General features: G+C 49.7%; 12 protein-coding genes. 10 read left to right on the forward strand and 2 right to left on the reverse strand.

The features are described 5' to 3' along the window. Positions 1-459: 459 nt before the first annotated feature. The gene (rfbB, locus tag AB0763_RS11880) at positions 460-1,545 is read left to right on the forward strand and encodes a dTDP-glucose 4,6-dehydratase (protein WP_306101983.1); all 1,086 of its coding nucleotides are present in this window, start codon (positions 460-462) and stop codon (positions 1,543-1,545) included. Between the two features lie 148 nt (positions 1,546-1,693). Here the strand turns inward: rfbB and AB0763_RS11885 are convergent, their stop codons facing one another. After that, on the reverse strand, positions 1,694-2,593 hold the full coding sequence (locus tag AB0763_RS11885; protein WP_306101984.1) for a LysR family transcriptional regulator: 900 nt from the start codon (positions 2,591-2,593) through the stop codon (positions 1,694-1,696). Between the two features lie 256 nt (positions 2,594-2,849). Between AB0763_RS11885 and AB0763_RS11890 the strand changes: the two genes are divergently transcribed. The 7 genes from AB0763_RS11890 (at position 2,850) to AB0763_RS11920 (ending at position 12,083) form a co-directional block, all read left to right on the forward strand. After that, on the forward strand, positions 2,850-4,679 hold the full coding sequence (locus tag AB0763_RS11890; protein ID WP_306101985.1) for an ABC transporter ATP-binding protein: 1,830 nt from the start codon (positions 2,850-2,852) through the stop codon (positions 4,677-4,679). A gap of 113 nt (positions 4,680-4,792) precedes the next feature. Further along, positions 4,793-6,325, forward strand: coding sequence for an ABC transporter substrate-binding protein (locus AB0763_RS11895; protein ID WP_306101986.1), 1,533 nt, complete (start codon positions 4,793-4,795; stop codon positions 6,323-6,325). Positions 6,326-6,394: 69 nt separating this feature from the next. Further along, on the forward strand, positions 6,395-7,321 hold the full coding sequence (locus tag AB0763_RS11900; RefSeq protein ID WP_306101987.1) for an ABC transporter permease: 927 nt from the start codon (positions 6,395-6,397) through the stop codon (positions 7,319-7,321). Positions 7,322-7,323: 2 nt separating this feature from the next. Continuing rightward, on the forward strand, positions 7,324-8,181 hold the full coding sequence (locus AB0763_RS11905) for an ABC transporter permease (protein WP_306101988.1): 858 nt from the start codon (positions 7,324-7,326) through the stop codon (positions 8,179-8,181). After that, positions 8,178-10,178, forward strand: coding sequence for a peptidase M14 (locus AB0763_RS11910; protein ID WP_306101989.1), 2,001 nt, complete (start codon positions 8,178-8,180; stop codon positions 10,176-10,178). The genes AB0763_RS11905 and AB0763_RS11910 overlap by 4 nt, the downstream gene beginning before the upstream one ends. 159 nt (positions 10,179-10,337) lie before the next feature. Then, positions 10,338-10,976 (forward strand): TetR/AcrR family transcriptional regulator, encoded by a 639-nt coding sequence (locus tag AB0763_RS11915; RefSeq protein ID WP_306101990.1) that lies wholly within the window; start codon positions 10,338-10,340, stop codon positions 10,974-10,976. Between the two features lie 75 nt (positions 10,977-11,051). Continuing rightward, positions 11,052-12,083, forward strand: a complete 1,032-nt coding sequence (locus AB0763_RS11920) for an NADP-dependent oxidoreductase (protein ID WP_306101991.1) — start codon at positions 11,052-11,054, stop codon at positions 12,081-12,083. A gap of 82 nt (positions 12,084-12,165) precedes the next feature. Here AB0763_RS11920 and AB0763_RS11925 read toward each other — a convergent pair whose 3' ends face one another. After that, the gene (locus AB0763_RS11925; RefSeq protein ID WP_306101992.1) at positions 12,166-13,710 is read right to left on the reverse strand and encodes an EAL domain-containing protein; all 1,545 of its coding nucleotides are present in this window, start codon (positions 13,708-13,710) and stop codon (positions 12,166-12,168) included. 503 nt (positions 13,711-14,213) lie between these two features. On the opposite strand from AB0763_RS11925, the gene AB0763_RS11930 reads away from it, so the two are divergent. Together AB0763_RS11930 and AB0763_RS11935 are read left to right on the forward strand one after the other, a co-directional pair. After that, a complete protein-coding gene (locus AB0763_RS11930; protein ID WP_306101993.1) occupies positions 14,214-15,323 on the forward strand; it encodes a hypothetical protein in 1,110 nt (369 codons plus the stop codon). After that, a complete protein-coding gene (locus AB0763_RS11935) occupies positions 15,320-17,347 on the forward strand; it encodes a rhamnan synthesis F family protein (RefSeq protein ID WP_306101994.1) in 2,028 nt (675 codons plus the stop codon). The genes AB0763_RS11930 and AB0763_RS11935 overlap by 4 nt, the downstream gene beginning before the upstream one ends. Positions 17,348-17,435: the final 88 nt, after the last annotated feature.

Genomic DNA, 17,435 nt, shown 5'->3' on the forward strand with positions numbered 1-17,435 from the left:
AAGTGCAAATACCTTAACATCCTGACCCCAATGACGATTGAAGATTTAATGACAAATTTTGGTCAATTTTTTCTTATCAAGGCTTGTTGGCCTGACAATCTCGCGCTCTTGATTGCGCCATGAGGCCTTAATACCTATCTCACTCAATGGCGGGTTGAGAAACGCAATAACACCGTGAAGAAAATCCCTGGTAAAAGAAAGACTCACCGTCTGTTCTTGCTTGGCTCTCACGCTTTTTCCTGCGCTATCATTGTCCCCATACTGAATCAGATTCGCCTGACTCAGGCGGTCCCCGCCTTTGCGCCAGTCTAGATGAGTCTTTTGATTAATTGATCATTTTTTAACAGTAAATTAGCCCCTTACGATAGACTCCTCGGTCATTTTCCACTAGGTTAGTCAATTCAAATCGCGGCCTCAGAGTCGCGGGTTTTCACTTACCGTTATTGGACGATGTCATTCATGGAACAACGCAATGTATTAGTAACCGGTGGCGCCGGTTTTATCGGGGCCAATTTTGCCCTGTATTGGTTAGAGCAACACACCAACGACAAGGTCATCGTACTCGATGCGTTAACCTATGCAGGCAACCGCGCTAACTTAGCTGCTGTCGAGCAAAACCCTAACTTTACTTTCGTGCAAGGGGATATCTGTGATACCGCCTTGGTTGAGTCATTGATCACACAGCACCAGCTCAACACCATTGTGCACTTTGCCGCTGAGTCTCATGTCGACCGCTCAATCACCGGCCCAGACGCCTTTATTGAGACCAACATTCTCGGTACGTACAGCTTGCTCAAAGCGGCGAAAAAGTGTTGGATTGACGAGCCTAAAACGCAAGGTCAAGCGCCTTTAGCACACCGTTTCCACCACGTGTCTACCGACGAAGTGTACGGCACCCTAGAGCCCAATGACCCGGCCTTTACCGAAGAAACCGCCTACGCGCCCAATTCGCCTTACTCAGCCTCGAAAGCCGCTTCCGACCATTTAGTGCGTGCCTACCACCACACCTATGGCCTAGAAGTCACTACCTCGAACTGCTCAAACAATTACGGCCCTTACCACTTCCCAGAGAAGTTGATTCCATTGATCATCACCAATATTTTGCACGATAAAGCCCTGCCGATTTATGGCGATGGCAAGCAAGTGCGCGATTGGTTGTACGTCGAAGATCACGCCAGAGGCATTGAACTGGTGCTTGAGAAAGGCCGCTTGGGAGAAAATTACAATATCGGTGGCCATAACGAATGGCAAAATATCGATATTGTTAACTTAGTGTGTGAGTTGATGGATGAAGCGTTTGCCGCCGAACCGAGCCTAGCGCAAAAATACCCGCAAGGAAAAGCCGTCGCTCAAGGTCAATCTAAGTCATTGATCACTTATGTCACAGACCGAGCGGGGCATGATCGTCGTTACGCCATCGATGCAACCAAAACCAATAACGAGCTTGGTTACCAGCCTGTTGAATCCTTTGAAACCGGCATTCGCAAAACCGTCAACTGGTATCTGCACAACGATGATTGGTGGAAGCCGTTAATGGCCAAGTAACCAAGAGCGAGACGTTGTCGTCAGCTTTTGCTTAATCAGATTGGTATAAGACACAAGAAAGGGGAAGTGAAGCCGGTTTGATACAAACCTCCGGCTGAGCTTGCCCTTCTTTTTACCGGCGATTATCCGCGTTGCATCGGCGTTTCACTCAGTCAAACTCTGTCATGGTCTTCGCGACCATGGTTAAGGATTCTATAAAGCGACTGAGAGACGTGTGGTGTTTGGCATTGGTGGAATACGCCAGGCCATAGGGGTAACGAATTTCTGGCTCAAACCGGCGTGTCGCCACTCGGCTTGATTGCCAGGTTCGCGCGGCAAAAGGCTCCAGAACCCCCACCGCCAACCCTTGTTCAATCATGGCATAAGCAGTATGGGAGGTGTCGATGCCGATATGTCGCCGAATTCGATGCTCTATCGGATCGAGTACGTGATTCAACGCCGACCAATAGTTGGGATCGGAGTTGATCACCGTCAGCACCGACTCGTCGACCAAGTCTTCTATGTTGACCTGTGTTTGCGCCATCAGCGGATGATCGTCTCGCGCGGCAAACACATATCGGGCCTGGCCCAATTCTTCTTGCACAATACCGGGTAATTGAGGGACTGGCAGGCCTACCGCTAAGTCAATGGCATGATTTTGCAATTTGATCACCATCTCCGACACAGAGTGGGTAAACACAGAGAAATGTTCATCGGGAAAATAGCGTCGATGTTCTTTAATCGCCAGAGGCACTAAAGAGGTGCCAATCGCGGAAGTACAAGCAATTTTGAGCTCACTGGGTACCTGATGGCGAATTTTGTCGGCGACCGCCGCCAACTTTTCCAGGCCGAGAAAGCTCTCTTCCACCGATTTAAACCACTGGTTGGCTTCGAGGGTCGGGATTAAGCGATTGCCAGATCGCTCAAACAACATAAAGCCCAAAGAGACTTCTAAATCTTTGATTAGCCGACTGACCGCCGGCTGAGTGATGTGCATTTCTGCTGCCGCTGCCGCCGTTGTGCCACGCAACATAATATAGCGAAACGCTTCGATTTGACGAAATTTCACAATAATTTCCCTTGCCACTCAGATTCATTCCATACCGGTGATGTTCTGCTCACCATGCCATCTCAGCATAACATCTTGTTATTGTTAATGCGTTAATATGAGTGGATGTCATGCTAAAAAAAGCGATGATAGTAAGATAAATGCAACCAAACTGTGTTGCCAAGGGTGTCAGGATGACACTGAGTATCAAAGAAAGGGTCAGCGCGTCTACGCCCGTTTCCCCTTTCTGACTATGGCGAAAATAAGGATATTGACTGTGACGAAACTTGATACCCCATTGCTAACGGTTGAAAACCTGTCGGTAAATTTCGGATCCTCTCCGGTGGTAAAAAACCTGAGTTTTTCGGTATCGGCCGGAAAAACACTGGCCATTGTCGGTGAGTCTGGCTCAGGGAAATCCGTGTCATCACAGTCGATTATGCGTTTAGCCGACCTCTCCGGTGCCGAGTATCACAGCGGCCACATCTGGTTTGAGCACCAGGGCCAAAAACAAGACTTGCTCACCCTGTCTCAGAAACAAATGCGCACCATCCGCGGCAATGACATTGCCATGATCTTCCAAGAGCCAATGACCTCGCTCAACCCTGTCTATACGCTTGGCGATCAGATTGCGGAAATCATCCAACTGCATGAGAAAAAGACCAAAGCTGAGGCGCTAAAACAAGCACACCGCCTGTTAGAAATGGTGCGTCTGCCCAACGCCGAGAGCATGTTAAAGCGCTACCCTCATCAACTGTCTGGCGGCATGCGTCAGCGCGTGATGATTGCCATGGCCCTCGCCTGTCGCCCGAAACTGTTGATTGCCGACGAACCCACCACCGCTTTAGATGTCACGATTCAGGCGCAAATCCTCGCCATCATCTCAGATCTACAAAAAGAACTCGGGATGGCCGTCATTTTTATCACTCACGATATGGGGGTGGTGGCCGAAATTGCCGACGAGGTGGTGGTCATGTGGCAAGGGGAAAAAGTTGAACAAGGCGAAGTCAAAGCGCTGTTTGCTAAGCCCCAACACCCTTATACGCAAACCTTGCTCAGCGCCGTGCCCAAGCTCGGTTCGATGCGCGGTGAACCTCATCCCAAGCAATCGCCGATGGCACAAATGATCGAAGGCAAAAAACACATTATTGGCCAGGAAAAGGTTCAAGACACCGCTCGCTACGATCAAGCGCCCTTGCTCAGAGTAGAGGATTTAGTGGTGCGCTTTGATGTAAAAAAACACTGGCTCAAAGGCGTCACCCATCGCGTTCACGCCGTTGAGCACGTCAACTTTACGGTCTATCCCGGCGAAACCCTGGCCTTGGTCGGCGAATCGGGATCAGGCAAATCCACCATAGGTCGCACCATTCAACAACTGCAACAACCGACTTCTGGGCAGGTGATGTTTAACGGCCAAGCGATCTCTCAATTAAGCGCGCGTGAGCAGCACCGACTCAAACAAGAGGTGCAGTACATTTTCCAAGACCCTTTTGCCTCACTCGACCCGCGAAAAACCATTGGCTTTTCGATTGCTGAGCCGATCAAAACGCACCAACTGGCCACCAACCAAGCCGAAATTGATCAACAGGTCGCGCAACTGCTCACGCGAGTGGGCCTAGATCCCGAGTGCGCTAACCGCTATCCCCACCAATTCTCTGGGGGGCAACGACAACGGGTGTGCATCGCCAGAGTGTTGGCGTGTAAACCCAAGTTGATCATTGCCGACGAAGCCCTGTCTGCGCTCGACGTGACCATTCAAGCGCAAATCATTCACTTATTGATGGAAATTCAACGCGAACAAGGGATTGCACTGCTGTTTATCAGTCACGACATGGCGGTAGTCGAAAAAATCAGTCACCGAATTGCCGTGCTCTACCTCGGGCAAATTGCCGAGTTAGGCACCCGACAACAGATCATGGAATCGCCTCAGCACCCCTATACGAAAAAGTTATTGCAAGCCGTGCCCGTCGCCGACCCCACTCGCGAGCGCCAACACGTTGCCATGACCGGCGATATTCCAAGCCCGATCCGAGCGGTTGGCCAAGAGCCCGACGCCTTGTGTTATCGCGAGATTTCGCAAGGACATTGGGTCGCACAACTCGCTTAACAAACCGAACTAGACGAGCAGACAAGACATCGCTTAGTTTATGCCATGCTTTGTCTGTGAACGAAAAGAGGCTAGGAGATAGTCTCACCACCTCACAGTAAATGGAGTTTACGATGAACCCTCGTTTTTCCCTTAGCAAGCTTGCGGCGCCACTTTTGATGGCTTCTTCTCTAGCGATGAGCATGCCAGCCCTAGCCAGCGGCACCTTAAATGTCGCCACCTCCCAAGACCCCGGCAGTTGGGATCCGATTGATACGTATTTGTTGGCTTGGTCAACGGTGGCAACCAATATTTTTGACGGTTTGACCTATCGCGACACCGACCTAACCTTAAAACCGGCCCTCGCTACCCAATGGCAAGAGCTCGACAACGGCCGACGTATCCGCTTTACCTTGCGCCAAGGCGTGACCTTCCAAAACGGCGAACCTTTTAATACCGAGGCAGTAAAATACACCTTTGATCGCTTACTCGGTGAGGAAGGTCGCAAAGGGCCGCAACGCTCTAACTATTCCGCGATAGAAAAAGTGACGATTGTTGATAACGACACGGTCGACTTTTACCTCAGTCAGCCCGACCCCGTGTTACTGACCAAATTATCCGGTTATGGGGCGATGATTGTGCCCCCCAAGTACATTGAGGAAAAGGGCGAAGCGTATTTTAACCGCCACCCGATTGGCACCGGCGCTTTTGAGCTCACTCAATACGATCCCAAAGTGGGTGTGACCCTAAAAGCCTTTGCCAATCATTGGCGTGGCGCACCAAAGCTCGACCGCTTGCACTACCGTTTCATTGCCGAGCCAGCCACCGCGGTGGCCGAGTTGCAATCGGGTCGCGTCGACATGGTGGTGCCCCCTATTATTCCGATCTCTATGGTCCCGACGATTGAAAAAGACGCAAAATTATCGATTGAGTCAGCCACCAGCCCGAGCGTGTATGCGCTGCGCTTTAACACCAAAAACGGCATTACCGAAGACGTTCGCGTGCGCAAAGCCATTATTTACGGCGTTGATCGCCAGACCATTATCGATGCCATTTTAGGCGGCCAAGCGCAAGCCATCACCAGCTTCCAAAGCAGCATTTCCTTTGGCAACGACCCAGAGTTAAAACCCTTGCCCTATGACCCGGCCAAAGCCAAAGCCTTGTTGAAACAAGCGGGTGTCAAACCGGGTACGTCGATTCAAATCGATATTCGCGGCAACAACGCCACTTTCAATGAAGTCGCTCAAGCGATTGCCAGTTATCTGCAAATCATTGGTCTTAACGCCACCATCAAACCCTATGAAAGCAACATTATGCTCAATGACATCATCCCCAATGGCAAGACAGGCGCGATGTTCCAACAGGGCTGGGGAGGCTGGACCCTCGACTACGACAACACCGCTTACTTCATGTACCACAGCGGCGAGAAGTGGAACCCTTACGACAGCGACGCCAAACTCGATCGCTTACTCGAGCAGCAACGCTCCATGACCGACAAAACCGAGCGAGAGGCGCTGTTAAAAACCATCGCGCGCTATACCGTCGACCAGGCCCTCGAATTGCCTTTGTACAGTCTCAATGCCATTTATGGTGTCTCGAATAAGGTGAAAAACTTCACCCCCGCGGTGGATAACCGCCTGCTGTTCAACCAAGTGACGGTCGAATAATCACCATCGCTTTGCTGCTATTGGATTTCATACTGCGCCTGGCAGGCACCAGGCATTGAGGAGTGTATCATGATACCGTTTTTATTCAGCCGGCTGTTACAGGCGTTATTTGTCGTGGTCGCCGTGACGTTAATTGTCGCGTTTGCCATTCGCTTGACCGGCGATCCCGCGCTGATGTTGACCCAAGGCGCGGGTAGTGTCAGTGAAACCGATCTGGCTCATATCCGCGAAGCGCTTGGCGTCAACCGTCCTTTTATCGAGCAATACCTGGGCTTTGTCCAAGGCCTGTTTACCGGTGACCTTGGCAACAGCTTTATGGGTGGGACCCCAGTATCGCAACTGATTGGCTTGGCCTTACCTGCCACCTTATGGCTCGCTTTTGCCGTGATGATGGTGTCGATTGTACTGTCGATTCCACTCGGTATTCAGGCGGCGATCAAGCGCAACACTTGGGTCGATCAGGCCATTCGAATTTTTTCCTTGATCGGCTTGTCCTTTCCCAACTTTTGGTTGGCCTTGATGCTGGTATTGTTTTTCTCTATCTATCTGCAATGGTTGCCAGCCAGCGGTATGAACGATTGGAAAAGCTATGTCATGCCAGCCCTGACCATGGGCGTGATTTTAACCGCGACCAATGTGCGACTGGTGCGCACTGCAATGCTCGAAACCCTGCAATCGCAATACATCATGGTCGCCAGAGCCAAAGGGTTAAGCGAGCGAACCGTCTTGTACAAACACGCTTTGCGCAATTGTTCTATTCCGCTGATCACCTATTTTGGTCTGCAATTTGGTGGTTTGCTCGGTGGCATCGTCATCATTGAGCGCGTGTTTAATTGGCCAGGGCTTGGCACTTTGGCATTTGATGCCGTCGCCGGTCGCGATTATCCGGTTTTACAAGCGGTGATCACCTTACTTTCTTTCGTCATTGTCGGGGTTAATTTATTGGTCGATATCGCTTATGGACTGATTGATCCTCGTATCAGAACGGAGTCTTAATCATGTCGAGTTCTCTAGTAAAACAACGTCCTTTCTCCCGTTACCTCTGTTTGGAATTTATCTTAGGCGCACTCCTGACTGGGACCATGTGCTTATTGGTCATGACCTCGGATTGGGTGTTTGGTGACAGTGCCAGCCAAATCAACTTGATGTCTCGTTTGGCAGCGCCTTTTGCCTCGGGCGAGCATTGGTTTGGTACCGATCCCCTTGGTCGCGATATTCTGGCTCGCGTGATCAGTGGCGGTGCGGTGTCGTTAAAAGTGGGCTTGTTTTCGGTGTTTGGTGCCGTGGTGATCGGCGTGGCGATGGGGTTAGTGTCTGGCTACTTTGGCGGTGTTTGGGACAAGTTTGTCATGCGCTTTGCCGATGTCCAATTGGCGCTGCCGTTTATCTTGTTGGCGATTACGTTCATGGCCATTGTCGGTGGCGGGCTGACCAATATGATCCTATTGCTGATTTTATCACAATGGGTGCAATACGCTCGCTTGGTGAGAGGCTCGGTGTTATCGCTACGAGACCGCGAGTTCATTCAATCGGCCAAAGCGATCGGAGTCAGTCATCGCAATATCTTATTGCGCCATTTACTGCCCAATCTCATTGGCCCTGTGATTGTGTTAATGACGCTCAACATTGCCAATAACATTCTTTTAGAAAGCAGTTTGACTTTTCTGGGCTTAGGGGTCGACCCGCTGACGCCCAGTTGGGGAGGCATGCTCGCTGATGGACGTACCTACATTCAAACCGCGTGGTGGGTAACGGTGTTTCCCGGTTTGGCCATATTGTTGACGGTGTTGGGCCTGAACTTATTGGGTGACTGGCTGCGCGACACCCTAGATCCGACAGGGAGAACCTCGCGATGAGACTGTTTAAGGACAACAATTGGGTGCGCCCGAACATGAGTATCCCCAACGCGCATGTCTCCAACGCGCATGTCTCCAATGCGATGTCTAAAGCGCAGGCCTTGGCCACGACGGCGACCTCACTCGCGACATCTTGCCCCGACAAGGCCTGGCGCCCTTACGCGCAGGGCGAGGTGTCGTTAGTCCGACAAACCCTATCCTCGACCCTGACTCAGTGGGTCGATTACTTATGTCAGCCTGCTTTTCGTCATCATCACATCGAAATGTGGGTATTTAACGATCAAAAAACCCGTCGCAGAGCCGAAACAACACTGTTTAAACACGGTGTACATGCCCGGATTCACAGTGCCTATAAACCCTTTGTGCATTTCTTATTCGAAGACTTGAGCCAAGCCGACCGCGAGCGATTTAACCACCCCGACAGCACCTTGGTGGTACACTACCCTAGCGATGCCTTTGGCAGTGATAAACGCTTTGCTCTCGAAACCTATCCATTTGGCAGTGTGTTTGATCGCGCCAACATCGAATTCACCCCGCGCGACGATCAGCAACTCCACTATCAATTGACGCTAAAACGGCCTCATTGCGAGCCAATCCACTATGACATTTTTGCGCCCAATGCCGTCAAAACCAGTATAACCGGCCAAACCAGCCTTTCGCCCACCGGCTGGATAAAAATCAGCGACCCAGATCATCGTCCTCTGCTCGACGAGCGAGTGTATTGTGATTACGAGCAAATCTTTGATAGCGCGATAAGTCAACTTTGCGATGCGCTAAGCGAACGGCCCCACTTTGAGCGCTTAATGATAGAGGTGCAAGCGCCGCTGCTCGATGAACCGCTTGGCGTGGCACACGAACACATCAGCTTGCGTGAAGGCCTGCACGAGGATTTTTATTTTACCTTGCAAGAGTGGTGTAAGCTGCAGCAAGGTAAATCTCTTCAAGATCGCGATGCCCAGTTTGGGCAAATTATTCCCAATATTACTTATCAAGACGGGGATTATCACTGTCATTGTTATTTAAGTGATTATCAGGCTCCGACCGCAAAAGAGCGGGCCCCCTTAAGCGGCAGTGAAGAAAAACTGGCGTTGGACACGGCGACCAAACCACTGAGCAGTGCCCAGGTTGCGACCGCGCTTGCAGAGATAAAAGGCGAGTCTTGGTACGCCCAATCGGTCAGTGGACGCCGTGTGAACGCCAAGTATTGTCAAGGCAGCGATCACCCGGTGATCATCAGTGCTGGCCAGCACGCCAATGAATCAACCGGCATCCTCGGGGCATTGCGCGCCGCGCAGCAACTGAGTCAACAACCCGGTCACCACTTTGTTATCTCGCCACTGGAAAATCCCGATGGTTACGCCTTGTATCACGACTTGTTGCAAGCCAACCCCACTCATATGCATCACGCCGCGCGCTACACGGCACTTGGCAATGACTTAGAATACCACTCGTCTCATCAGCGTTTCGAAACCGCCATTCGCGATCAAGCGCGACAACAGACTGCGGCCAAGCTGCACATCAATTTACACGGCTACCCCGCCCACGAATGGGTACGGCCACTGTCGGGCTATATTCCGGCTGGCTTTGCAGACTGGACCATACCCAAAGGCTTTTTTGTCATTGTTCGCTATCAAGCCCATTACAGTCATCTCGCGTTGGCCTTTATCGAATATTTGACTCACCAGCTGGCACAAAACAACGCCTTACTGGCGTTTAATCACGCACAACTCACTGCGTTCCAACGCCATGGGGGAGAGTCCCCTTTTACCTTTATCAATCGCATTCCCTGTTTGCTGCAAAAAGTCGCCGACGACGCGTTGACGCCTTTGCAATTGATTACCGAGTTTCCCGATGAAAGTATCGATGGCGAGGCATTTTGCTTTGGTCATCAGGTTCAAAGTGACGTCGTGATTAAGGCCTATCACGCTTTTCAACACTGCATGAACCAAGCCTCACTGTCGCCGCCAACTTGCTCCTCCCCCAAGATCTCGATTTGATTGCGCCACACCATCGCTGTGACCCTAGTGTCTCAGTGATGGTTTTCCCCTAAGATGAACATATCGGGGCGGACTTTGGTCATAAAAACAACACTAGACGACCGGTCTAATCTTGGTTAGGATAGCGCTTTATTGTTCATGGTGACGCTCGGAGTTCCTGTGGTTAACACGCGCAACACATTTCAAGATACTCGCCAGCACATCCTTGCTACTGGCTACCAACTTGTGGTTAAGCAGGGGTTTCACGCGCTGGGCTTATCACAACTGCTCAAGACAGCCGAAGTGCCCAAAGGCTCTTTCTATCATTATTTTCGTTCTAAAGAGCATTTTGGCGAGTGCTTAATCGACTTCTACCTCGAGCACTATACCCAGAAACTTCAAGCCATTTTTTCTCACCCTGAGCACAGTGCGTATCAAAAAATCTTAGCCTTTTTTGACGCCTGGATGCAGGTAGAGCTCGATACTCAACACGGTCATCGCTGTTTGGTGGTCAAGCTCAGTGGTGAAGTCGCCGACCTTTCTGAACCGATGCGTCAAGGGCTCAACCGCGCTGCGGAGCGCATTATGGCGCGTTTGGCCGATCTCCTTGCACAAGGGATAGAAGATGGCTCCGTCACCGCTCTCGACCCAAAAAGCCATGCCAGACACTTATATCAAACTTGGCTTGGTGCTTGTTTACTACACAAACTTTCTCAAGATGTTGAGATATTGGAAAACACATTCGCGTTAACGGCTAAATGGTTGTCCTCGACGTCTCTAGAAGTGCAATCGCCAACCCAGTACTCCATCTGCAAATGACGTTTTACTTACCCAAAACGGTCATTTGTCATCGCAGAAGTAATCCACTTACGGCTTAATATTCAGGAGCTTTTTATGACTCAAACGATCAACCGCCGCATGGTACTCGCCTCTCGCCCCCACGGCGCGCCAACCGCAGAAAACTTTCGTCTGGAACAGGCAGAAAAACCGACCCCAGCAGACGGTGAGGTTTTATTGCGCTGTGTTTATCTCTCTCTCGATCCCTATATGCGCGGCCGGATGAGCGATGCCAAATCTTATGCCGACCCTGTCGCGATTGATGAGGTCATGGTCGGTGGCACAGTGTGCCAAGTGGAAGAATCCCGCAATGATGAATTTTTGGTCGGTGAATGGGTCGTCGCGTTTACCGGTTGGCAAGATTACGCGGTGTCTAATGGTCAAGGCTTGCTTAAACTCGGTCAAAACCCAGCGCACCCTTCTTACGCACTGGGCGTAATGGGCATGCCCGGGTTTACCGCTTACATGGGATTGTTAGATATCGGCCAACCCAAAGCCGGTGAGACCGTCGTGGTGGCCGCCGCAACAGGCCCAGTCGGGGCCACCGTTGGCCAAATCGCCAAGCTCAAGGGCTGTCGTGTCGTCGGCATTGCCGGTGGCGAAGAAAAATGTCGCTACGCCCTTAACGACCTCGGTTTTGATGCCTGTATCGATCACAAGGCCGAAGATTTTGCCGAGCAGCTCACTCAAGCCTGTGACGCCGGCATCGATGTGTATTTTGAAAACGTTGGCGGAAAAGTCTTTGATGCGGTCTTGCCGCTGTTAAACGCCAAAGCCCGTATTCCTTTGTGTGGCATGGTTTCTCAGTACAATGCCACGGCCCCACAACCAGGCCCCGATCGCATGGGGGCGCTGATGGGACAACTGTTGGTGAAGCGTATTAAAATGCAGGGCTTTATCATTTTTGATGACTATGGCCATCGTTACCAAGAGTTCGCCGAAGCCATGACCCCTTGGGTAGAAAACGGTGATATTCAATACCGAGAGCAAATCGTCTCTGGTCTTGAAAACGCCCCTGAAGCGTTTATTGGCTTACTCGAAGGCAAAAACTTCGGCAAGTTGGTGATTCAGGTCAATCAACCGCTGTAATTGCTCAGCGATGTAATCCTATAAAGAGGCCGAGCCCGGTAAAGGGGCTCGGCCTCTTTTTGATCGTTGCTGATCACCGCGATCACGATGGGAATATGTTATCTGAATACTCGATAGCTTGTGACGACACATCTGGCTTGTGGAAATAAAAGCCTTGCAGCACATCAAAACCCAGTGTTTCGAGCGCGGTCACTTGTCGTGTCGTTTCCACCCCTTCGACGATCGTCCCCATAGAAAAGTCTTTTGCGATTTGCATGACGTGGTTCAAAATCAGATCCGAAGAGCCATTTTGACCAACCTGATTGATGAACACTTTGTCGATTTTAAGGTAATCAAAGCGATGGTCTTTGATCAAAGACAGGCCAGAATAACCGGTGCCAAAATCATCGATAGAAAAACGCACGCCAATCGGGCGCAAGCTCGACATCAAGTAGCTTAAGTTATTGCTTTTTTTCTCATCGAGTTCTAAGTTTTCGGTGATCTCGATAACGATAGATGAACACAAGGCGTTGTGATCGTTGAGCAAAGTAATGATTCGACTCAAGGCATCGCAATCGTCTAGTAACACTCGGCTTAAATTGACACTGATGTACTTATCGGCAAAGTGTTGCGAGTGTTTTTTGATTAACGCCAAGGCATCTTCAAACACTTGATAAGTCACTTTATCAATTAATTGAATGTTTTCCAGTACCGGAATAAACACCAGCGGAGACACCACGCCTTGCGCTGGGTTGTACCAACGAAGCAAAGCCTCATAGCCAATCACGCTGGATTGATGATTATTAACGATGGCCTGTAAATACACGTTAAATTCACGTTTTTGATAAGCTTGAGCGACCAATATATTCAATGACTGCGACTTGGTCCGATACATGATATAAATAATGACGACGGCCTGAATCAAGAGCACGATGATCAGGTAGGGTAAACATTCCACCAACTTACCCAGGTAATATTGGGCATTGGGTTCGATTTCAATTTGCGGACCGTCGGCATCGCTAACAACGATCCTGCCATCGGTCAACTTACCATTGTGGTCAATTACATCTTGGTTGACTAAGATGCGATACGCGATATTTTCCGTATCAAACACTTTTTCAAAAATACCGCGCACGTGACGCAGCGGCATGATCATCGATGCCCAATACCCTTTCTCTAACCCGGTAAAAAACAGCATGCTGGTTTTGTCGGTGTACTGAGGTACCACTTGATAAATCGAATCTTCTTTGATCTCACCAATCGGGTAGTGAGCGACAAGATCAATATTGACGTTTTCCAAGTAGGAAGAGCACGTGAGCACCATATAGCGATTCACCAGGCCGATGGCATCGATATAGTTGGAGTTATACACGGCTTGACGCGCTTGCTGCGCATAAGTAGGACAATCGAGCGGGCTGATGCCGAGCAATTGTGTTTTCACCGCAATGCGCTCTTGGTGAAGTAACTGGTTAAAATTGTCTAACGCGTGATGAATTTTCTCATCCAATGACCAGCGCGAGTGCAGCGATACCAAGCAAACATAAAGTAAAACCGTAATAAAGCCACACAAGGCAATGAATTTGGCGATGTGGGTACGGTCAAAATAATATTGGTAGTTTCGAGTAAACCATTGATTAATTTTGATCATAAATTTGTCTGTTGCAATAATTGGCGTAAAGTAAGACCGACCACTATTAATATATTAATCACCGCATTATGGTAACCCTCACAAAAAAAAGCCAGCAACTAGGACGAGTTATAAGTATTTTGTGAGGAGCGTAGAGTTTTTAATTGTAATATTCGCTGTTTTCATTTTTATCGATAATCCCGTTTGTTTACCCGCGCGTTCGCTCGCACCGAAAACCTATGCCAAAACACAATGCCCAGCCCCGCCTAGCCGATTGAAACTGCACTGACTTTATATGGCGTAGAATTGACACAGCAATGCTATTTTTTGTGAAGTATTCACTGAATGGCGCTTGAAGCAAGGGGTGGTCTGATATAATGTTTTACGCACACTTACGGATTGCAGCAAACCAACGTTCACTCATCGCTTCTTGCATAGCTGTATGAAATAAAAACAAAAAATAAAATAAACAACAATAAATAGCCTTTTCAAAGGCACTCGGATTTTCACACCCAGGACGTGACATGGCATACCAATCTTTACAAAGTTTAGGCTCCGTTCTTCTCGCGCCTGTACTGCACTTTTTTTGTCAGCAGCTCGATCAAGCCACCGCCCCCTCTCAACGCCTGTTTTTTCTCGCGCGCGAAGGGTATTGGCTCGAAAAGGCCTATCAGACCTATCAAGATGCCAATCAGCAAGAAAAGCAATGCGACGTGTCGAGTGACACTGCACTCACAACGGCCGTCGCCACGCACTCAAGTTCTGACACCTCAGCGTATCTGTTAGTGTCGCGGGCCTTCTTGTTTAAGATTGGCTTACTTGAGCCCGAAACCTATCAATATTCACTCAATTTTAATTACAGCGGATCCTTGTACCAGTTAATGCGTACCCGCTTTATGATCAGCGATGTCAGCATCAACAAAGCCTTTTCACGCAAAGAGCAAAACAAGCACATTGCCCTGCCGCAAGACATGGATAAGGTCACCAAATTACTCAATCAAAGCTTGGCGCCTTTAAGCCCGATTATCAACCAAACCAAAATGGCTTATCAGGCGTACTTGACTCAGCTTGGCTACTTTGACGATGCCCGCTCCCATTTAGTCGACATTGGTTACAGCGGCACGATTCAAACCTTATTGACCTTGATTTTTAAGCAGCCCACTGCCGGACATTATTTGATCGCCTCTCAACCCGGTCACCACCAAATTGGCAACCAAACCATGACCATGGCGGGGTACCTAAAAGAAGGGGTAAAACTGGGGGATGGGTATCTTCCTCTGGATCGTTCGATGTTTCTCGAATCGTTGCTCACCGCCCCCAACGGCCAGTTTCAAGACATTCGCTTTAACCCACTTGAACACAAAGAATTTGATTTTTACTTTGGTCGCAAAACCTCGGCCCAGCATCACTTTTACTTGTTAGAGCAGGTGTTTCAGGGGGCGTTGCAACGACTGTATCAACTGCAATGCGATCGCGTCTGCTTTAGCCAGGGCGAAATTGAGCAGTTGTACACCCAATTTGTCACGCAACAAGGGTTAATTCCCCGCACCTCGTGGCCATTGTTTTCTATTGATGACGATACCGCCAATGTCGGGACGGTATCGCCGCTTGATTTTTTTGGTCTGCGCTTATGAACTACCGAGCTTTAATTAAACAAAAATTTCCGTACGTCGAACGCTTGCTAAGAAAGCACCCAGGCTTAATGCAACAGGCGGTGCACCTTGAAGGGATGTTGATGCGCCGGGGAATGAAAAAACAAGCCAAGCAGCTGCCCGCTCGCCACTATCCGACCCAGGGTGAACACCAACCTTTATTGGCCCAAGCCAAACGTGAGCAGTGGTTTGATGCCAAATGGTACAGCGATAACCAACAACACGGTTTTGCCACGGAAGAAGCTGCGTTTGCCGACTATCTGTACAAGAGTCCCTTTTCACCGGTCAGCCCAGGCCCGAACTTCGACAACCTCGTTTATCTCAAGCAGCACCCAGAAGTCTATCACGCCGGAATCAGCCCGTTAGCGCATTACTTGGCAAACCCTGACCCGAACAAGGTCGCCGCGTTTTCCCCGAAATGGCAGCCCAAAGACCAATTGCGCCCGGTGATTGACAAAGACACGATTGCCAAACAAAAAATTGCCGTGTGCCTGCACATTTTCTACGCTGATTTTATTGACTATTACCTTGAGTGCCTGCGTCATTTCCCGACGCAGTTCGACGTTTTTATTACCGTCAGTCAAGACGAGTGGCACACCGACATTCTGGAAAAATTTCAGGCCTTAGACAACGTGCGCCACCTTAACGTCAAAACCGCCGTCAATCGGGGACGCAACTTTGGTCCTTTGTTGGTTGAGTTTGGCCAAGCCCTACTCGAGTACGATTTGTTTTGTCATCTGCATTCGAAAAAATCGCTTTACTCTGGTCGGGCTCAAACCCAGTGGGCCGATTACTTAGGTGAGTATTTATTAAGAGATTGCCATGTGATTGCCAGAGCGATCAGCTTTATGGGCCAAAATGACGATTGTGGGATCTATTACCCAACGTTTTTCCCCATGATGCCCGATTGGGTCAATCACTGGCTGAAAAACATCCCGCACCGCGAACGTTTTTATTCCCAATGGGGCATTAAAGACCGCAGTGATTTTCTCGCCTACCCGGTCGGGGGCATGTTTTGGGCCAAGCCAAAGGCCCTAAAACCGCTACTCGAAAACTTCAATCAATACGAGGACTTCCCCGCCGAGCCATTGCCCAATGATGGCTCGGAATTACACGCCTTAGAGCGCTGTATCGGGTTATTGGCCGAACAGCAAGGCTACCAACAGCTGTTCTACTACCCAGAGCTTGGCTGCTTTACCCAAGACAAAGGGCATATTTTTAGCCACTATGTCAGACAGCCAGACGATTTGATGCAACAGTTGGCGCCCTATTCTATAGTTTCTTTTGACGTGTTCGACACCCTAATTCGCCGCAGCCACTTTGTCGCCGATTACGCCAAGCTCAAGCTGGGTCACTATTTGGTCAAACACGGTGAGATAGACTGCGCGCACCGCTTTGTCGAATTGCGCAACCAAGCGGAATATCAAGCCCGAGAGAACCAATGCTTTCAAGGTGATGTCGATATTTTTACGGTCTATCGCCAGTTGGCCACAACGCTAAATTGGTCCATCTCGCAAGCCGATGAAATGGCCAACTTGGAATTTGCTTACGATTTGGACATGATCAAGAGCAAAGATGAAATGGTCGAGTTACTCAATAACTTTATCGTCGCAGGCAAAACCGTCTTCATCATCTCGGATACCTATTACACCGAGCATCAAATTGTCATGATGTTGAGAAAAGCCGGCGTCAGCAATGGCTATAAGTTATTTGTCTCTTCTGCCTTGGCGCTTCGCAAGGACAACGGCAGTATGTGGCACTTTATCAAGCAACAAATACCGAGCAACGAGCGATTTATTCACTTGGGCGACAACGCCGTCTCCGATGCGCAAATCCCAGGAGAAATGGGCTTGGCCAGCCTTCATCTGCTCAACCCACTCGACAAGTGGCAAGCGGTCGGGGGACAAAACCCATTTGCAGATCAAGAGAAATTAGATGAATATACCATTAACAAATGGGGACCTCTGATCAGTGACTTAGGGCGCTACCCTTTTATCGGCGAGTGATACCGGTCACGCAAGCGGCCACACAAACAATGATTGGTGACAGGCCGCTTTGAGGCCGCTCACTCACCCAGACATGAATAACGGAACC

Origin of the sequence: Vibrio sp. HB236076 (assembly GCF_040957575.1) — a bacterium.
Taxonomy (GTDB): Bacteria; Pseudomonadota; Gammaproteobacteria; order Enterobacterales; family Vibrionaceae; genus Vibrio.